20 protein-coding genes are annotated in these 16,787 nt (G+C 44.5%); 12 read left to right on the plus strand and 8 right to left on the minus strand.

The window, feature by feature from the left end:
* Nucleotides 1–28: 28 nt before the first annotated feature.
* From F6K53_RS28235 to F6K53_RS28245, 3 genes are all read left to right on the plus strand, one after another.
* Entirely contained in the window at nt 29–778 is a 750-nt protein-coding gene (locus F6K53_RS28235; RefSeq protein ID WP_293071682.1) for a Uma2 family endonuclease, read from the plus strand.
* Nucleotides 779–912: 134 nt separating this feature from the next.
* Nucleotides 913–1,683 (plus strand): Uma2 family endonuclease, encoded by a 771-nt coding sequence (locus tag F6K53_RS28240; RefSeq protein ID WP_293021245.1) that lies wholly within the window; start codon nt 913–915, stop codon nt 1,681–1,683.
* A 51-nt stretch (nt 1,684–1,734) separates the two neighbouring features.
* Complete coding sequence (locus F6K53_RS28245; protein WP_293021244.1) at nt 1,735–2,391, plus strand: Uma2 family endonuclease; 657 nt, start codon at nt 1,735–1,737, stop codon at nt 2,389–2,391.
* Between the two features lie 333 nt (nt 2,392–2,724).
* Here the strand turns inward: F6K53_RS28245 and F6K53_RS28250 are convergent, their stop codons facing one another.
* A complete protein-coding gene (locus tag F6K53_RS28250; RefSeq protein WP_083305265.1) occupies nt 2,725–2,889 on the minus strand; it encodes a hypothetical protein in 165 nt (54 codons plus the stop codon).
* Nucleotides 2,890–3,006: 117 nt separating this feature from the next.
* Here F6K53_RS28250 and F6K53_RS28255 point away from each other — a divergent pair, with 117 nt between their 5' ends.
* Complete coding sequence (locus F6K53_RS28255; RefSeq protein WP_293021243.1) at nt 3,007–3,999, plus strand: hypothetical protein; 993 nt, start codon at nt 3,007–3,009, stop codon at nt 3,997–3,999.
* Nucleotides 4,000–4,442: 443 nt separating this feature from the next.
* Nucleotides 4,443–4,658, plus strand: a complete 216-nt coding sequence (locus tag F6K53_RS28260; protein WP_293021242.1) for a hypothetical protein — start codon at nt 4,443–4,445, stop codon at nt 4,656–4,658.
* A 20-nt stretch (nt 4,659–4,678) separates the two neighbouring features.
* Here F6K53_RS28260 and F6K53_RS28265 read toward each other — a convergent pair whose 3' ends face one another.
* Nucleotides 4,679–4,861: a hypothetical protein gene (locus F6K53_RS28265; protein ID WP_293082952.1), complete on the minus strand. Its 183-nt coding sequence runs from the start codon at nt 4,859–4,861 to the stop codon at nt 4,679–4,681.
* A 10-nt stretch (nt 4,862–4,871) separates the two neighbouring features.
* Here F6K53_RS28265 and F6K53_RS28270 point away from each other — a divergent pair, with 10 nt between their 5' ends.
* Nucleotides 4,872–5,687 (plus strand): lysophospholipid acyltransferase family protein, encoded by an 816-nt coding sequence (locus tag F6K53_RS28270; RefSeq protein WP_293065644.1) that lies wholly within the window; start codon nt 4,872–4,874, stop codon nt 5,685–5,687.
* A gap of 167 nt (nt 5,688–5,854) precedes the next feature.
* On the opposite strand, the gene F6K53_RS28275 is transcribed toward F6K53_RS28270, so the two are convergent.
* The 3 genes from F6K53_RS28275 to F6K53_RS28285 form a co-directional block, all read right to left on the minus strand.
* On the minus strand, nt 5,855–6,382 hold the full coding sequence (locus F6K53_RS28275) for a hypothetical protein (protein WP_293043557.1): 528 nt from the start codon (nt 6,380–6,382) through the stop codon (nt 5,855–5,857).
* Between the two features lie 693 nt (nt 6,383–7,075).
* Nucleotides 7,076–8,086: an RNA polymerase sigma factor, RpoD/SigA family gene (locus tag F6K53_RS28280; RefSeq protein WP_293021237.1), complete on the minus strand. Its 1,011-nt coding sequence runs from the start codon at nt 8,084–8,086 to the stop codon at nt 7,076–7,078.
* A gap of 204 nt (nt 8,087–8,290) precedes the next feature.
* Nucleotides 8,291–8,428, minus strand: coding sequence for a hypothetical protein (locus tag F6K53_RS28285; protein WP_293071686.1), 138 nt, complete (start codon nt 8,426–8,428; stop codon nt 8,291–8,293).
* A 632-nt stretch (nt 8,429–9,060) separates the two neighbouring features.
* Between F6K53_RS28285 and F6K53_RS28290 the strand changes: the two genes are divergently transcribed.
* Nucleotides 9,061–9,285, plus strand: a complete 225-nt coding sequence (locus F6K53_RS28290) for a ferredoxin family protein (RefSeq protein ID WP_083305266.1) — start codon at nt 9,061–9,063, stop codon at nt 9,283–9,285.
* A 125-nt stretch (nt 9,286–9,410) separates the two neighbouring features.
* Here F6K53_RS28290 and cobO read toward each other — a convergent pair whose 3' ends face one another.
* The gene (gene cobO / locus F6K53_RS28295; RefSeq protein ID WP_293021230.1) at nt 9,411–10,112 is read right to left on the minus strand and encodes a cob(I)yrinic acid a,c-diamide adenosyltransferase; all 702 of its coding nucleotides are present in this window, start codon (nt 10,110–10,112) and stop codon (nt 9,411–9,413) included.
* 95 nt (nt 10,113–10,207) lie between these two features.
* On the opposite strand from cobO, the gene F6K53_RS28300 reads away from it, so the two are divergent.
* The 4 genes from F6K53_RS28300 (at nt 10,208) to F6K53_RS28315 (ending at nt 13,558) form a co-directional block, all read left to right on the plus strand.
* On the plus strand, nt 10,208–11,317 hold the full coding sequence (locus F6K53_RS28300; RefSeq protein WP_293082955.1) for a DMT family transporter: 1,110 nt from the start codon (nt 10,208–10,210) through the stop codon (nt 11,315–11,317).
* Nucleotides 11,318–11,351: 34 nt separating this feature from the next.
* Nucleotides 11,352–12,746, plus strand: coding sequence for an ABC transporter ATP-binding protein (locus F6K53_RS28305; protein ID WP_293082958.1), 1,395 nt, complete (start codon nt 11,352–11,354; stop codon nt 12,744–12,746).
* Nucleotides 12,747–12,974: 228 nt separating this feature from the next.
* The gene (locus F6K53_RS28310) at nt 12,975–13,253 is read left to right on the plus strand and encodes a hypothetical protein (protein WP_293082961.1); all 279 of its coding nucleotides are present in this window, start codon (nt 12,975–12,977) and stop codon (nt 13,251–13,253) included.
* A 149-nt stretch (nt 13,254–13,402) separates the two neighbouring features.
* Nucleotides 13,403–13,558, plus strand: coding sequence for a hypothetical protein (locus F6K53_RS28315; protein WP_366511372.1), 156 nt, complete (start codon nt 13,403–13,405; stop codon nt 13,556–13,558).
* A 7-nt stretch (nt 13,559–13,565) separates the two neighbouring features.
* On the opposite strand, the gene F6K53_RS28320 is transcribed toward F6K53_RS28315, so the two are convergent.
* Together F6K53_RS28320 and F6K53_RS28325 are read right to left on the minus strand one after the other, a co-directional pair.
* The gene (locus tag F6K53_RS28320) at nt 13,566–13,826 is read right to left on the minus strand and encodes a hypothetical protein (RefSeq protein WP_293082964.1); all 261 of its coding nucleotides are present in this window, start codon (nt 13,824–13,826) and stop codon (nt 13,566–13,568) included.
* Nucleotides 13,827–13,862: 36 nt separating this feature from the next.
* Nucleotides 13,863–16,064 (minus strand): NACHT domain-containing protein, encoded by a 2,202-nt coding sequence (locus F6K53_RS28325; protein ID WP_293082967.1) that lies wholly within the window; start codon nt 16,062–16,064, stop codon nt 13,863–13,865.
* Nucleotides 16,065–16,501: 437 nt separating this feature from the next.
* On the opposite strand from F6K53_RS28325, the gene F6K53_RS28330 reads away from it, so the two are divergent.
* Nucleotides 16,502–16,765: a type II toxin-antitoxin system HicB family antitoxin gene (locus F6K53_RS28330; RefSeq protein WP_293072080.1), complete on the plus strand. Its 264-nt coding sequence runs from the start codon at nt 16,502–16,504 to the stop codon at nt 16,763–16,765.
* Nucleotides 16,766–16,787 lie beyond the last annotated feature (22 nt).

Below are 16,787 nucleotides of genomic sequence, written 5' to 3' on the forward strand. Positions count from 1 at the left end.
ATCGAGTTATTCACAATCGACAATACCTATGACTTCTCTTCCTTATCCATCACAGCCACTAATTTCACCTCGGCAAACCTTGCCGACAATGTATGACTTACCCAGCGAAAATCCCAAAGAACCTGGTTTGCCTGACGAATTTCATTTTTTTCAACCCCTACTATTATTGTTAACCTTTGCCCCTGCCAACTCCAACCCAGAGTTAGTCTTTAGTGCTTGTGACCTCAATCTTTACTATGATCTCAACCATCCCGGTTGGTATAAGCGACCGGATTGGTTTGGTGTAGTAGGTGTGCCTCGGCTTTATGAAAGCAAAGACCTACGTTTAAGTTATGTCATCTGGCAAGAACAAGTCAGTCCATTTGTAGTGGTGGAGTTATTGTCTCCTGGCACCGAAGATGAAGATCATGGTCAAACCGTGAGCGCACCGGGAAAACCTCCGACTAAGTGGCAGGTTTATGAGCAGATTTTGCGAGTACCTTACTATGTAATTTTTAGTCGCTACACCAACGAGTTACAAGGGTTTCATCTGGTTGGTGATCACTACAAACCCGCAGTGCTAAATCAGGACAGGTTACTGATGCCGGAGTTGGGATTAAGTTTAGGGTTGTGGCATGGCAGTTTTCGCGATATCCCCCGATTATGGTTACGCTGGATGACCCTTGAGGGGAATTTGATTCCTCTAGCAAGCGAGGAGTTGGCACAAGCTCAGCAACGAGCAGAACGTTTGGCGGCGCGACTGCGTGAGTTAGGTATTAATCCAGACCAATTGGATTAAGTTGTTGTCTTAATGCAGTCGCGAATGGTTTCGGTTCTGTGTGAGGAACACCGCGATGTCTCCTTTCTCCTTTCTCCAAAGGAGACACTGCGCGAACACCAGACACATCGAGTTATTCACAATCGACAATACCTATGACTTCTCTTCCTTATCCATCACAGCCACTAATTTCACCTCGGCAAACCTTGCCGACAATGTATGACTTACCCAGCGAAAATCCCAAAGAACCTGGTTTGCCTGACGAATTTCATTTTTTTCAACCCCTACTATTATTGTTAACCTTTGCCCCTGCCAACTCCAACCCAGAGTTAGTCTTTAGTGCTTGTGACCTCAATCTTTACTATGATCTCAACCATCCCGGTTGGTATAAGCGACCGGATTGGTTTGGTGTAGTAGGTGTGCCTCGGCTTTATGAAAGCAAAGACCTACGTTTAAGTTATGTCATCTGGCAAGAACAAGTCAGTCCATTTGTAGTGGTGGAGTTATTGTCTCCTGGCACCGAAGATGAAGATCATGGTCAAACCGTGAGCGCACCGGGAAAACCTCCGACTAAGTGGCAGGTTTATGAGCAGATTTTGCGAGTACCTTACTATGTAATTTTTAGTCGCTATACCAACGAGTTACAAGGGTTTCATCTGGTTGGTGATCACTACAAACCCGCAGTGCTAAATCAGGACAGGTTACTGATGCCGGAGTTGGGATTAAGTTTAGGGTTGTGGCGTGGCAGTTTTCGCGATATCCCCCGATTATGGTTACGCTGGATGACCCTTGAGGGGAATTTAATTCCTCTAGCAAGCGAGGAGTTAGCACAAGCTCAGCTCGAAGCTATAAAAGCTAAGCAACGAGCAGAACGTTTGGCGGCGCGACTGCGTGAGTTAGGTATTAATCCAGACCAATTGGATTAAGTCGCTGTTAAGGATTTGTGCGTTCGCGTTTTCACCACAATCACTGCATCAATGGCCAGTACTTTTAGTTCAGATGAGGATTCACCTGTTAAAACTACCCAGAGAATTGTCTTACAAAACGTCAGTTGGCAGACGTACAAGGCGCTATTGGCAGACTTAGGAGATCATCGAGCCTCGCGTCTTGCCTATGCTCAAGGAATGCTAGAAATCACGATGCCCTCAGATCGCCATGAGACATACAAGCAGCTGCTAGAACGGATGGTGAATACCTTAACCGAAGAACTGAATCTTCGGGTCAAAGGGTTTGCTTCTACAACCCTGAATCGGGAGGATTTAGAGCATGGTGCAGAACCTGACTCTTGCTACTACATCGGCAATGTTGACTATATTCAAGGCAGGACAGTAGATTTAGCCAATGATCCTCCACCAGACTTGGTGATTGAAGTCGATATTACCAGTTCATCCAGTCGGAGATTTGGGATTTACAAGCAGATAGGAGTACCTGAAGTTTGGCGTTATATAGGACAAACTGTAGAAATTTACCGGCTGCAAAATGGAGACTATGTTCGTTGTCAGGACAATTTCACCTTTGAGATTCTCTCTGTAGAAATTATCAATCAGTTTTTGCAGCAGGCAGAAACCCAGGATGACACTACCATGATTTTAGCTTGGCGTAAATGGGTGAGAGAAAATCTACCAGAGGATTAACGTTGCGGCTAAAGTATTTGGTTTTAAGGCGTTGCTGATTACTCTATTCAGCAATGCCTTAATGAGGATTATTAAGGTGTTGCAACCTAAACTTATCATCGAATTTATACAGACTGAGATTTCTAGCTTCGATTAGAGACTTGCGTTTACAAAAAATACCAATTCAAGTAGGGTGGGCAAAGTAATATAATCTAGAATACTCACAAAAAAAACTGTTTTTGGCCACCCTACAAGCTGAGATTTCTAGCTTCGATTACTTGAGCCATACTAGTTATTAAAATAAAGCGCGATTAGCGCGCTCTGGCTCATGGGGTAATCAACCGTTGGTGGAGATCAAGACTCTTTGTCCCATTCAACACCTTCTTTCTTGGCCTCGGTAACAGCACGTTCTAGAAGGTAAGCAGCAAGGTTCGATAGAGGGCGTCCATCGTAATCAGCCCATCGCTGTAAATCGTCTGCAATCCGGTCGGGTAAGGTTACTTGTATACGTTTGCTCATAATCTCTATTCTAAGTTCACCTGTTATTTGATGTAAAATTTTACCTTATTTGTACTTAAAACGTATCTTTTATATACATAATAGTATAATATTGATGTAATTACCAGCAAGTTTCCTATGGTAGAAACAGTTAGAGAAAAAAGCGATCAGCCTCCTAGCTATCAGCAAGCCTTAGATGAATTCGGCATCACACAACTGTTGTCCCATTTGAAAAGCTACGGGGATGCTGACTTCAATGCAGAGTCAATGGATATAGAAGAACCAGAACTAAAAACTCTAGCTACCGTCCTTATCCAGCACCTAACTCAGAATCTGACCGGAAAACTGATAGCCAGTTATTTAAATACGATCCGCCAGGGAGACTCAGATATACTGTTTGACCCCATTAAAACAGAAATCGCGCCCCCATCAATAGACCCCCCAGGTACTTGGAACCCTACAGCAACACCCCGTTATCAAACAGGATCACCGATTAGGTGGCGACCTCTAAACGGTCAAATGGACTGGGGTGTTGTGATCGGATTCTTCTACGCCTACGCCAGGCATCAAAGCCAATGGGCAATTTGCTACCTGATCTGGCTTGACAAAGACTCTCCTAGTGCAGCTTGGATCGTTGCTGACACAGCTTGGGAAGAAGACATTGAACCTCGGCATCCTAAGGGTAGGGTAACAACCAACTATAAAGATTCCTATTCTTGGACTTGCACTGAGGCTCTTGGCCCTAGAAATTATTTGAAATCCCCCAATGTGCTACGAACTCCTTCTGGGAGATACCGTTTCGATGATCAATATAGAACCCCTCCCCGGACTCTAACTCAACGAGAGCAAGATCTAATTGAACTCTACAGCAACTGTCAACTTGGTATGACTCCTAGACAATTCTATCATAAATGGGATGTGAATTACGAACAAATCGCTAGTATTTGCTCTCGCTCAACTGCCACCGTTCAGCGCTGGTTTTCCAGCGGTCACAACTATCGCCGTCCCCAGCCCATTGATTTGCGCCATCTTGCCCTGATGGATTTTCTCTTGGAGCATTTTGAGGAGATTCCCCAGGTAGTTAGGAATTTGCTATGTGCTTATGATCAACAGCAAATCGGGGATGGGTAATGGTTATATCAAGTCTGGTTGAATACCCATAATTAAGGGGAGATGGGGAGATGGGGAGATGGGGAGATGGGGAGATGGGGGGATTTTTATTAAGGGTAATTATCCTGACATGATATTAATGGCTAACAGATAACGGAAGCTTTTTTATTTAAATCGGCAATTTGGCAACACAGTGTTCTCTCGTAGCTGCTTTTATAGATAGGGTCGGAGGGTTGGACATCCCTACAAGCAGATCAACTGCAAGTAGACTTTTAAGGTGATCTAACCGTGCTCAGATCACCGTAGAAAATAGAGGCGCTAAAAGCACTGTCTTGAAGTGTTCAACTGCTTAAGGTTCTAACGGCTATAACTGTAGTTTTATAACTGTAGGTTTAGTCAAAGAGATTTAATCTATTTATCGATTTTATCAAAATAATCAATCAAACATGATGGAGCAGGGTGCTATGACCTACCGTGATCGACTAAGCCCATGGTGTATTATCAAGCCACTTCCTAAAATGCAGCGAATTATTGTCGCTCGCTTTCGTCGCCGAACTGACGCTGAGGCTCATCTACAAGTTCTGCGCAGACTGATGCCTGAGATGGAATATATACTTATTTTTGACCGAGACCCGGAGCAAGAGGAAATTAATACAGTAAGCGCTAGAGTAACAATATAACAAACAATACAGGTAAGCATTCAGCTATCAGCTATCAGCGTGTCGCGTATCAGCCATTCGCGTAGCGTGGCCTTTGGCCAAGGCTGACGGCTGACGGCTGAATGCTTACCAATACAGTCGCATCCCTGGTAAGACCTTTTAGTCATCAACTTAACCTCTAGCTCAGGTTTTTTTGGAATAGGATTGAACTGTAGTTCACTCAATAGTATAGCCTTGACGCATCGGTTTGGTTGGTCTTTAGAAGAGCGAGATCCAGAAGTAATTGAATCCTATCTGCCCCAGTGGGAATGGTTTTATCGCTACTACTTTCGGGTGAAAACTGATGGCTGGCAGCACATTCCTGAGAGTAAGGTGCTGTTGGTTGGTTCCCACAATGGTGGATTAGCTTCCCCTGATATGGTGATGATGATGTATGACTGGTTTCGCCGCTTTGGCACCCAGCGTCCAGTTTATGGTCTGATGCATTCCAATGCCTGGCAAATTTATCCAGCCCTGGCGCAGCTAGCGGCAAAGATCGGGGCAATCATGGCTCATCCCCAAATGGCGATCGCTGCTTTTCGTAAGGGAGCTAGTGTCTTAGTCTATCCAGGGGGTGCCCAAGATGTATTCCGTCCCCATAGCCAGCGTCATCAAATTCAATTGGCTGGACGTAAGGGCTTTATTAAACTGGCACTACGAGAAAAGGTTCCCATTGTTCCGATTATATCCAACGGTGCCCATGATACCCTGATTGTCTTAGGTGACTGCTATGAACAGGCACGACAACTACACGAGTTGGGGATACCCTGGTTATTTGGTCTTGACCCACAAGTTTTCCCAATTTATCTCGGTTTGCCTTGGGGATTGGCGATTGGTCCTCTACCCAATATACCCTTGCCCATACCCATCACAACTCGTGTTTGCCCTCCGATTGTTTTTGAGCGCTATGGTCGTGTTGCTGCTCGCGATCAAGATTATGTTGATGCTTGTTACGAGCAAGTTTCTACTCAAATGCAATCGGAGCTAAATCGTTTGGTTGCTGGGTTATGAGTAACTGTTCCAATTTTATGGTTTAATTAGCATAGCATTTAAATTTTAGAGATTGAATTTTTGATTTAATGCTCCCTACAGCAAGCCTTATACCTAATCCAACGTTGTTAATGGTCAAGTCAAACTTGAATTACCTAGCAACTAGTATTAGTCCTAGGGAGCATTAATCACTCGGTGACTCTTCCTTGGTAGTTATCCCGGCAAACCCTCAAAATTTCCTGGTCACTATCACTAATAGAACTAATGGGTTGATATCCTTCTAGTCCAACTTTGTAAGGATAAGTAATAGCGCTATAGCGATGGTCAAGACTTAGCCGTTCACCAACTACAGCAATAGGTGAGTGCTGTTGACGGGAAATGGTATGGGACAAAGCGGTTTGGTTGTAGGGATCAATAACCGTCAAATCCATTTGTTTTGAATCTAGGGTGCCGTAAAAACAGCTATATTCTGAGTGAGGCATATATACCGCACCAAGTACGTTGCCCTGATTCGCTTCAAATACTAGATATTCTTTACCAATCTGTCCTGGTTGTGAGGATTCACCATACAGGTAAATGCCATCATCAGGCATTGATGCATTTCGACTCGTTGCTTGAGTGTAGGCTCTAGCTGTAGTATCAATGGCTTGATCTGGCGGTTGAGGTGCTGGTGTTGCTATAGTTGATGAGGTAGTTACCAATCCTATCGTTAGCAATAGCGTTGTTAGGGGTAGTTTTCTAAGATTTAGCAGTTGACGTGCTGACAAGAACGATCCAGTTAATTGGTTAAGCATCATACTTACCCCCTTTGAAAAAAAACTGTAAGACACCCTAAGCAAAAATTCTGAGAGTTTAGACCGTCAATTGATGAAGCCATAATCAATCAGAAAAAGTTAATTTTTCTTAAACCAGAGTTATGTTGACTCTTGAGGTTATAAACCTATTTAAGCCTAAACTATGCTTTGGTTTGTTCCTTTGTTGATCGGTTTATCAACTGTCACACTTGGCGCTGGTCATAGCCTGAAATTTTGCTGAAGCTTGACTATCAGCTTTCTCCCAGCTATTGGTTGACCCAAGCTTTAAGCAACTATGAGTGACCTTTTGCTGAAATAGGTGAGTCCAGACTCATCTTTTATTCAACCCTTGGAATAATTTTTCGTCCAGGTTGAGGTAGAAATTGCTTCTTAAATGGCTCCCCCAGGTTTTTTACCTCCTCACTCTCCGGTTTTGATGTGAAAATTTTGTGAAATTATAGGTGAACTTATACAGTGATGTGAATTTTGCTCTGACTATAGAAATACTCCAAAGGTAAGAACAGAGATTTCGGGGTTTTTTACATTTCTTTACAAAAAAAGAAGTGGTAACCGTTTCTGGCTACCACTCATGCTTGGAAGACAGTCAACCATTAGCTAGCTAGCGATGTACTCCCGGAAATTAGCATGGCGACGCCGTAGCTGTGCTAAAGCTTGATGTTCTAACTGGCGCACCCGTTCACGACTGAGGTTAAGTCGCTTACCAACTTTAGCCAGAGACAGCTCTTTGCCATCCTCTAACCCAAAGCGTAGCGCTAGCACTTCCCGCTGTTGAGGGGTGAGTTCTGCTAACAGCAGATTTAGGTCTTGCCGCAAGGACTCCTGAGTGGTGTAGTTAACCGGTGTTAGACCATCATCTTCTAGCAGCTCAGACAGCTCTGTGTCTTGGTTATCTCCCACCCGAACGTCGAGAGAGATGGGTTGACGAGCAATGCTCAAATATTCCCGAATCTGAGCTGGTTCTAGATCCAACTCCTTAGCAATCTCGGTGGGAGTAGCATTGCGACCTAGGGTCTGGGATAGTTCCCGTTGTACTTTCTTAATTTTATTGAGCTTTTCAGTAATGTGGATAGGCAGCCGAATTGCACGAGCTTGCTGAGCGATCGCACGGGTGATCGCTTGCCGAATCCACCAATAGGCGTAGGTGGAAAACTTGTAGCCCCTGGTTGGGTCAAATTTCTCAACCCCTCGCTCTAAGCCCAAGGTACCTTCCTGGATCAAGTCCAAGAATTCCATGTTGCGCTTCTGATACTTCTTAGCGATCGCTACTACTAGGCGCAGATTCGCTTCAATCATCTTGCGCTTGGCTCGAGTACCTTGGTCTATGGCTTTTTTCAGTTCTGCTTCGCTCTTATTAATGTACGAAGCCCACTCTTCAGTTGTCGGTTCGCGCTCTAGCTCCTGTTCCAAGGTGGCTTTTTCCCCTAAGAGTGCCATCATTTGCTGCACTTGCTTACCATAAACAATTTCTTGCTCATGGGTCAGCAGAGGTACGCGACCGATCTCATGAAGATAGGTACGAACCATATCTGCTGAGAAGCTAGGCTTGGTCGGCTTGGTCGGCTTAGTCGGCTTAGTAGTTTTGGTTTTGGTCTTAGAAGTGGGCATGGGTGAGTGGTAACTCCAAAAACAAGCAGTATAGTAGATTCTGTTGCGGATGTTTACTCCATCAAGTAACTACAATCTCTTTCCGTTGAGATCATTGCGCCATGGATTGCATTACATTTATTACAAGAGGTATTAACCACCTACCTCCTTCGTTAGAAAGAGATTTAACGGTAACATTGACGCTGTATACTAAGTCAAGTTTTTCTAGGTTTTTTCTGGGGGTTTCCCCAGCTTAGGTAATCCTACAAGTTTACCAGGCACGCTTAGCTCATACTCTTGGGGCGTTGGTGTTGGACCCGCAACCAAATCGAAGATGTGGGCTTGAGGGCTTCGATGTTTCATCTGCTGCTGCCCCCCTGTAGCTATAATATAAGTATCTATACTTGATATATACTTATATATAACGTCTTTACAGATTGGTCTTACACAGCCTCCAGAGGTTTGGCTCCGCAGAGCACTTACTCCTGTAGTAGTTTGCTACTACCCTGGCAGCAACCCTACTTCCGTCGGTGGTTTAAGGTGTTTAGGTTAATCCCCTTTAGTAATGGTTAGACACTTTGGAATTAAGTCGAAGTCATTATGATTTCAATATAGCTCCATTGTATTACATATTTAGACCCCGGTAAAGGTGAAAAGGTTCAACAATTGTTTGCTTTGACGAAAAAATAGCAATATCATAGGGACAGAGTCAGTAGATTACATTGGTTGGACTTGGGATTTTAGTGGGGCTTCCGAGATTAAGCCTCACACACACCCTCCATTAAAATAATCACCCAATAATCAGGAAATAGATAGATATTCTGAAGTGAGATAACCGAACTCATTGGGGTCGTGATGTCTAGACACGCGCCATGAACGGCTACTGCTAATTGAATAATGGCAAGTAATTGGTTGGAGTTGGCTAGGGCGAACTTAGCTAACTATAGAATTAAGGAAGATCCACATCCGACCAACTAGCACTTAGAGAAAACACTGTGCCACACACGATTGTTACCGATACTTGCCAAGGAATTGCTGATTGCGTTGAATGTTGCCCAGTGGCGTGCATTCATCCAGGACCAGGGAAAAATGCCCTGGGGAGTGACTGGTACTGGATTGACTTTTCTAGCTGCATTGACTGTGGCATTTGCGTGGAAGTCTGTCCAGTTGAGGGCGCTATTATACCAGAAGAGCGACCGGATTTGCAGAAAACACCATAATTTTTCGGGATCACGCACGCTATTGGTGTACAAACTATCCAAAGCCTAAAAGCATAAAACTTGGGGATTGTAGACCGTTGAGAAATAGTTCAAAAATTTCTCCCCTACTCCCCTCGATAACAGCATTAAAACTCAATACCAGGTTGTGCTTTAATCCCCTGCTCTTTTAAAGGATGCTTCACTAATGTCATCTCTGTGACTAGGTCAGCTCGTTCAATTAGGGCGGCTGGTGCTCCCCTACCGGTTAAGATGACATGGGAATCAGTGGGTTTTTGGTCTAGTCCAGCCAAAACTTGCTCAATGGTTAGATAGTTGAGTTTCAAGGCTATGTTAATCTCATCCAATAGCACTAGCTTAATGTCAGGGTTACGGATAAACCCTAAGGCGGCATCCCAGGCGGATTGAGCTTTTTCGATGTCTCGCTCTCGATCTTGAGTCTCCCAGGTAAAGCCTTCGCCCATGGCATGGAACTCTAATTGAGGGGGATTGTTATCAGTGGCTACTGTCCAGTGCTCTAAGGCAGCTTTTTCGGCGGGTTCCCAAGCACCCTTGATAAATTGTACAATCACAACTCGGTAGCCATGACCAAGCGATCGCAAGACCATGCCTAAGCCAGCTGTGGTCTTACCTTTGCCGTTGCCGGTATGAACCACAATCAGACCTTTTTGTTTGGAGGCTTTAGCTAGGCGTTGTTCCTGTATTTCCTTGCGTCGCTGCATTTTTTGCTGATATTGCGATCGCGTTAGGCCAGTGCCAGAGGAATCAGCGGTGTTTACCGATTCTAGACCTTGGTTGGAATCAGTGGCAGACTTGATTGTGGTATTCATGGGTTTATGATCAATTCATTTTCAGGGACTCTCTAGCATACAGCATCCCTTGACTGTAATGCTTCTAAAGTATCCCTGCCAACACCAAGAAACTTATGGTATCCCCAAAACAGAGGAGTGCTGCTGATCAAGCTATCCCACAACAGCTGACGCGATCGCAAAAAATGTCAAAGAAAATCCCAAAGAAAATCTCCATTGGGGTGCTTTTGGCCTTACTCTCTTGCCTAATGTTGTCGTTTCAGAATATAATTATATATGTAATCTTTAATCAATCTTGGCCCTTTGGTCTACAGAATGTTGAAGTGGGAGGCTTGATGGCTCCTGGTTTAGGCAACTCCCTGCTGATTCTGTGGCTAAAGATGTTGGTGGTAGTACCGCTGATGGCATTTGTGGCTAGGTTACTCTACCCATCGGTGTGGCGAGATATTAGGCGTTGTGCTCACTCGGGGGACTTGCCTTTATTTAGCCAGATGGTGGCGAGTAGCTTATTTCTATTTTTATCCCAAGTGCTATTATACCTATCATTAGGTCTTATTAAACCAGGGGTAGCAATCACGATTTTTTTTATATATCCCATTGTGACGGTGATCTTGACAGGATTGCTGTTTGGTAATCGCACACATCTATTTCCCTCCGATCTATATCGCCCACATCTAGTTCGTGGTCTAGTCATGGTTGGTGTGGTGGGCGGAGCGTTGCTGATTTCCCTGCCTAGTCTCGCAGCTAAGCAGCCCTCTTCTGAATTGGGAGTTATAGCTGCTGCTGGTGCGGGTTTGAGCTTCGCTGTTTACATTATTCTGACCCAAGTCAGTGCTAGAAAGCTCAACCCGATTCCTTATAGCTTTATTAATTTTACATTAATTTTGGTATTTTCTAGCCTGAGCTTATCATTTCCCCTAGATCAATCCTGGCGCTTTTTTGTTGAACCCAGCCACAGACTTGCTTTATACTTCAGCTGTCTGGGGTTGGGGGTAATCACCTTAGTGAGCTATCTGGTGCAAAACTTTGCCATCAGGCTCATTGGTGGGCGTCCAGCTTCGATTATCGGGTCAACAGCACCAGTGTTAACTACCGTCTTAGCCGTGGCGATTATTCAACAAGGTTTAGGGTTACAGGAAATTATCGGATTGTTTCTGGTAACGTTAGGGGTGGTAACCCTAAGTATGGAAAAATTACGGCATCAGAGTTGGAAACGATCACAGTAAAGAAAAAATTAAGCGTAATTGGATATTGACCAACGTGGCACAGGTTATTCTGGAAAACGTTTTTAAAAGTGTTCCCGCCCGCAAAGGGGATACTGTTGTTGCACCAGTAACAACGGAACCTAAGGTGACAAACAACGAAGAGTCACCAAGCCTTGAAGCAGAAAAGTCTGGACAGACACCTAAAACCGTTAATATCTTGCGGCGCATAAATCTGGAAGTCAACGATGGCGAGTTTATGGTGCTGGTTGGTCCTTCAGGCTGTGGCAAAAGTACTCTATTGCGGATCATTGCTGGACTAGAGGAATTGACTGCGGGCAAAATCTGGGTGGGGAACAGACAAGTCAATGACTTACCACCCAAAGAACGAGACATCGCTATGGTGTTTCAAAATTATGCCCTATATCCCCATCTGAGTGTCTATGAAAACATTGCCTTTGGACTCAGACGAACTGGCTATGGGCAAGTGAACATGGCAGAAGACTCTAATGGGAACTCTAATAGTGTGCATTGGGGCAAGAATCTGCCACCCCAAATCAAGCAAGGGCTTGTGGCTACAGGCATGTTGAATGGAGAAGTTCGCTCGAATCTGGAAAATGTGTTAACCACAATGACGCGATCGCTTCCTCGGGAACTGCGATACCTGTCCGAACGAGAGAAAAAGATTGATCAGCAGGTTCGCAAAGTAGCTAAGTTGCTACAAGTAGAACACTTGCTGAATCGATTGCCAAAGCAGCTGTCTGGGGGACAAAAACAACGGATTGCTCTGGGACGGGCAATTTCCCGTAATCCCCAGGTCTTTTTAATGGATGAACCCCTTTCTAATTTGGATGCTAAACTCCGGGCAGAGACTCGCAGCCAAATTGTGAAACTACAGCGGCAGTTGGGTACAACTACGATCTACGTCACCCACGACCAAACGGAAGCGATGACTATGGGGGATCGGATCGCGGTGATGAAAGACGGTCGCATCCAACAGATTGCTCCTCCTCTAGAAATATATAATCAACCGGCTAACCGGTTTGTGGCGGAATTCATTGGTTCACCACCGATGAATTTTATCCCGGTTCAGGTGAAAGCCCCTCGGGTAGTATGCAATTCTCAGTTCCGCCTGACCCTCCCAGAGGTCTGGGAACCCATACTGCACCAGTATGATGGTCAATCCTTAACCTTAGGAGTTCGTCCGGAACATATGAGTATCAGTGCTCCTGCTCCCAAAAACTTGATGGTTACGGTTGAGATAGTGGAAGCCCTAGGTAACGATACTTATCTATCCGTGAGTATCCCCGAAGACTCTACCGTTCTTCAGGTCAGAGTACCACCAGATAAAATTGTCAGAATAGGTGAGGAAATTTGGCTGTCTATAGACCCAGAGAAGATTCATTTATTTAACCCCAATGATGGGATGGCCATTCCTAAGTCTGATAGCTAAGTCGTAAGTTGCGTAGGGTGCGTTAGGGACGGGCTCGCCCTGATTTTCTTGGTAGCCAGTATTAGCACAATCCGTCCCGTAACGCACCACCCAAAAGGCTGACTAGACTTAGCCCTAGTTGTCGGAAACTTCTGCTCTCGAAGGCAGAGGAATTGATCCAAACAGGATTATAACGTTAATCCCTGGTTCGGATCCCCCTAAATCCCCCTTAGTAAGGGGGACTTTTGCGTGGAATTTCCTTCTTTTCTGACGACTCCCGACTCCCGATTCCCGACTCCCGATTCCCGATTCCCGATTCCCGATTCCCGATTCCCGACTCCCGATTCCCGATTCCCGACTCCCGACTCCCGACTCCCGATTCCCGACTCCCGACTCCCGACTCCCGATTCCCGACTCACTACTCCCTACTCCCTACTCCCTACTCCCTACTCCCTGCTCCCTCAAAAATATTTTTTTACAAAACTTTTCAAAATATGCTATAATATAATAATTTTTGTGCTACAATAAAATTGTCCCCGTTAAAATTGACGGCAAGAGCCAGCCTAACGATCTTCCTTGGGCGAAGGCTGGCTCTGGGTCCCACTTAACTGGCAAGATGCCAGTTCTACCATAGTACATTTATTATGTACTATGGTAGAAACCTATACCCATGGGTAATGGTTAGGCTATTGCCACCCATGGCACCAGTGGTTTTCGCTCGGTTCGACAACCTTTGTGATGCCAAGAGGTATGTGCAGCCTCTGAAACGGCTCATCCCTGATGCTAAGTTCCTTATTTTTTTGGATATTAGTCTGCCTATGGATCAAGAATAATAGGTAGTTAAGGAATGAATAAGAGTAGAGTGGGCATCCTGCCCGCTCGAAAATAAGGAGGAAACTGGCAAGATGCCAGTTCCACCCAAGATGCCAGTTCCACCCAAGATGCCCATTCCACGCCTGATGCCCGTTCCACAAAACTTTTAAAATCATTCCATTCCACGAGCAACGCCCGAAAATAAGGAGGAAACTGGCAAGATGCCAGTTCTACGCAAGATGCCAGTTCCACCCAAGATGCCCATTCCACGCCTGATGCCCGTTCCACAAAACTTTTAAAATCATTCCATTATTAACCCCCACACTAGGTGGTGCTAAAGTGCTCCCGGAGCAAATCGTGGATGAATCGATAGCGTCCACCCACTTGCTTGATCAGGCGGCGTTCTGTGGCATAGCTCAGGAAATCAGCGTAATCCCTGGGGATTGAACCACTGCGCCAGAGAATGAGGCGGAGGACGAAATGTTGAATCACTGGTAAGCCAGCAAATGAAAAGCCCAATAACATTGCCATCCCAGAAGCAAGAATTAATGCTTCGAGTGGTTCAACATTCTCTGCCGAAACTAGACTAAGTGATACAAAAAATAATAAAGTTACAGGCAAACTAATTAAACTAAGAATAATGATATTTTTAGCGGATTCTTTAATGCCCTGATTGGGTTTATTTCTGGTTTTTAGTTCTTCTCTAGTCAGCCCTCCAATTAGCCCGAAAATCAGCCCGAAAATCAGCCCGAAAATCAGCCCGTAAATCAGCCAGAAAATCAGCCCGTAAATCAGCCCGTAAATCAGCCCGTAAATCAGCCCGTAAATCAGCCCGAAAATCAGGAATAAAATTATTTTTTTTATTCTTTGCCATAAATTTTGCAATGAAAATGTAATAGTTTCATAAGGCTTTATACTATATACAATCAGCCCGAAAATCAGCCCGAAAATCAGCCCGTAAATCAGCCCGAAAATCAGCCCGTAAATCAGCCCTAAAATCAGCCCTAAAATCAGCCCTAAAATCAGCCCTAAAATCAGCCCTAAAATCAGCCCTAAAATCAGCCCGTAAATCAGCCCTACAATCAGCTTATACAACCACTTTTTTCGGGAGTTATTCAACATATCAGGTTGCATCTTTTCAATCAAAAACTCGGTTTGTTTTTGCTTCTTCAATTGTTTCGCAAGCCAGCTTAACCAGCGCCTAGTCTCCTCTTCTGAATAACCTCGACGGTTATCGGATTCGTCTAGTTTACGCTGAATGTAACGCTCAAATAACCTTTGACGGCATTCGTTCTGATAGTCTTCCTTTGCTTTAGGATCCTTAAAATATTTCTTTCCTGGCTTCAACCCATCTCCATCCCGATAAGCATGGGGAATTAAATGCAATAGTAAGGGCATTCTGGCTAACTCTAGCAACCCATCTGAATCTTGCTTAATTCCTTGCCAGAGGTCGTCATAATTTAACCGTTTTAAATAATTTTCTATCTGCTGATCGCTCAAAGGTTGCAAACCGACTGCTCCCCGCATCTCTAGAATTTGCTCATCGGCTTCGTACTCTTCTTCACGACAGCAGACCACAATTTGAGGAACGTGTTTGACAAACTGATTTAATTGCTGAACACATAACCTCTGCCGCTCTAAGCCCAATTCATCCAAACCATCCAGAAGAGGTAACAACTGACGGGTGGTAATCCACTCCTGAGTAATGGCTTCGGGCACATTATGAAGAGACTTTAAATAACCTGCTAACCATTCAGCAATGGGTTGGTCATCTTTCCAATCAGAAAGTTCAGCTATAATTGGAATCGGTTGGTCTGGCTGCTGCTGGGCACGTGTAATTAAATCCTTGGCCAAATCCAACAGCATGGTGGTTTTTCCAGAACCGGGGGCACCGAGAATCAACAGTTTCCCGGCAATATCCTCTTGGTTAAATACCTCGATAACCTTTTGACCTGGTTCAGATTCTGTAGTTACTCGACAAAACTTGAGGAACCCTTCCAAGAATGAACGAGAATTGCTAGGATTAACGGTAATTTTCTCTGGACGACCCACTTGCTCCCTGTGGTCTGCCATTACCAACTGAATCAAGTGGTCATTGTGCAGGGAGTCATCTAGGCGCATGTTAACTTCAGCTGCCATTACTCCCAGCAAGTCCCTGCGCCATCGCTGTAAATTTCCCTGTGGAATTTTTTGAGGGATTTGAGTTTGCTTTCCTGGCCTAGTTGTGAACAAATACCCAATTATAGGTAGAGCCAATAAGTAACCAATACCTAAAATCCAGTAGACTTGTTGGAACCACTCGCTATCCTGTTCTGCTGATTTTTGAGAAACTAAATTTTCTGCTTCATGAAGTAAGAATCCATAAACTATTACGCATAGAGCAAATACTATAATTTGGCGAAAGAGAGTTTTTTGCTGGTCAAAGCGATTGATCAAAAGTCCGACAATACAGGTAAGTAGTCCTAGTAGTAACTGGAGTAGTCTTTGAAGGACGTTGGGATTGGTCAGAAGTTCAGCAAGGTTCATCTGTGAAGCGACCTCTGTTTTATCACTATCTTAAATTTTAACGAATTAGCGTCGAGAGAGCCAATAATATAGCAATTATATGTGCCATGAGGGACAAAGAGATCCCCCTAAATCCCCCTTATCAAGGGGGACTTTGAGGTTGAGAAGCGTACCTCATAAATCCTAGAAACGCTATATCAAGTCTGCTTGAATATCTATAATTAAGGAGAGGCTGGGGAGATAGGGAGATGGGGAGATTTTTATTAAGGATAATTATCCTGATTGATATAAAAAATTAAATAGTCTAGGTAGTTTGATAAAACAGGAAAGTGGGTCGAGTGTGGTAAGTGGGGGGAGTGCGTTCGCACTCAAAGTCCCCCTTATTAAGGGGGATTTAGGGGGATCCCTTTGTACCTTATGGGAGATATAATGGCTATAAAACATCTAAGGAGATTTGTATGAACGCAGAGTTTACCGCCATCATTGAGGCAGCAACAGAAGGAGGATATTGGGCGATTTGTCCTGAAATTCCTGGTGCGAATGGTCAAGGAGAAACGGTTGAAGAAGCAAAAGAAAGCTTGAAGAATGCAATTCACTTAATTTTTGAAGATCGTTTAGCTGATAGTCGTCGAGGATTACCCAAAGAAGCAATCGAGGATAAAATTTCTATACACTGGCGGTGCGTTACGGGACGGGCTATCCTAACCTTGGCTACGAAGTGAAAAATCAGGGCTAGCCCATCCC

It is taken from the genome of Moorena sp. SIO4A1, assembly GCF_010672065.1.
Taxonomy (GTDB): Bacteria; Cyanobacteriota; Cyanobacteriia; order Cyanobacteriales; family Coleofasciculaceae; genus Moorena.

Coding starts and splice junctions, on each gene's coding strand:
- F6K53_RS28235 (WP_293071682.1), top strand. CDS start 29: ATGACTTCTCTTCCTTATCCATCACAGCCACTAATTTCACCTCGGCAA.
- F6K53_RS28240 (WP_293021245.1), top strand. CDS start 913: ATGACTTCTCTTCCTTATCCATCACAGCCACTAATTTCACCTCGGCAA.
- F6K53_RS28245 (WP_293021244.1), top strand. CDS start 1,735: ATGGCCAGTACTTTTAGTTCAGATGAGGATTCACCTGTTAAAACTACC.
- F6K53_RS28250 (WP_083305265.1), bottom strand. CDS start 2,889: ATGAGCAAACGTATACAAGTAACCTTACCCGACCGGATTGCAGACGAT.
- F6K53_RS28255 (WP_293021243.1), top strand. CDS start 3,007: ATGGTAGAAACAGTTAGAGAAAAAAGCGATCAGCCTCCTAGCTATCAG.
- F6K53_RS28260 (WP_293021242.1), top strand. CDS start 4,443: ATGACCTACCGTGATCGACTAAGCCCATGGTGTATTATCAAGCCACTT.
- F6K53_RS28280 (WP_293021237.1), bottom strand. CDS start 8,086: ATGCCCACTTCTAAGACCAAAACCAAAACTACTAAGCCGACTAAGCCG.
- F6K53_RS28285 (WP_293071686.1), bottom strand. CDS start 8,428: ATGAAACATCGAAGCCCTCAAGCCCACATCTTCGATTTGGTTGCGGGT.
- cobO (WP_293021230.1), bottom strand. CDS start 10,112: ATGAATACCACAATCAAGTCTGCCACTGATTCCAACCAAGGTCTAGAA.
- F6K53_RS28300 (WP_293082955.1), top strand. CDS start 10,208: ATGGTATCCCCAAAACAGAGGAGTGCTGCTGATCAAGCTATCCCACAA.
- F6K53_RS28315 (WP_366511372.1), top strand. CDS start 13,403: ATGGTTAGGCTATTGCCACCCATGGCACCAGTGGTTTTCGCTCGGTTC.
- F6K53_RS28325 (WP_293082967.1), bottom strand. CDS start 16,064: ATGAACCTTGCTGAACTTCTGACCAATCCCAACGTCCTTCAAAGACTA.
- F6K53_RS28330 (WP_293072080.1), top strand. CDS start 16,502: ATGAACGCAGAGTTTACCGCCATCATTGAGGCAGCAACAGAAGGAGGA.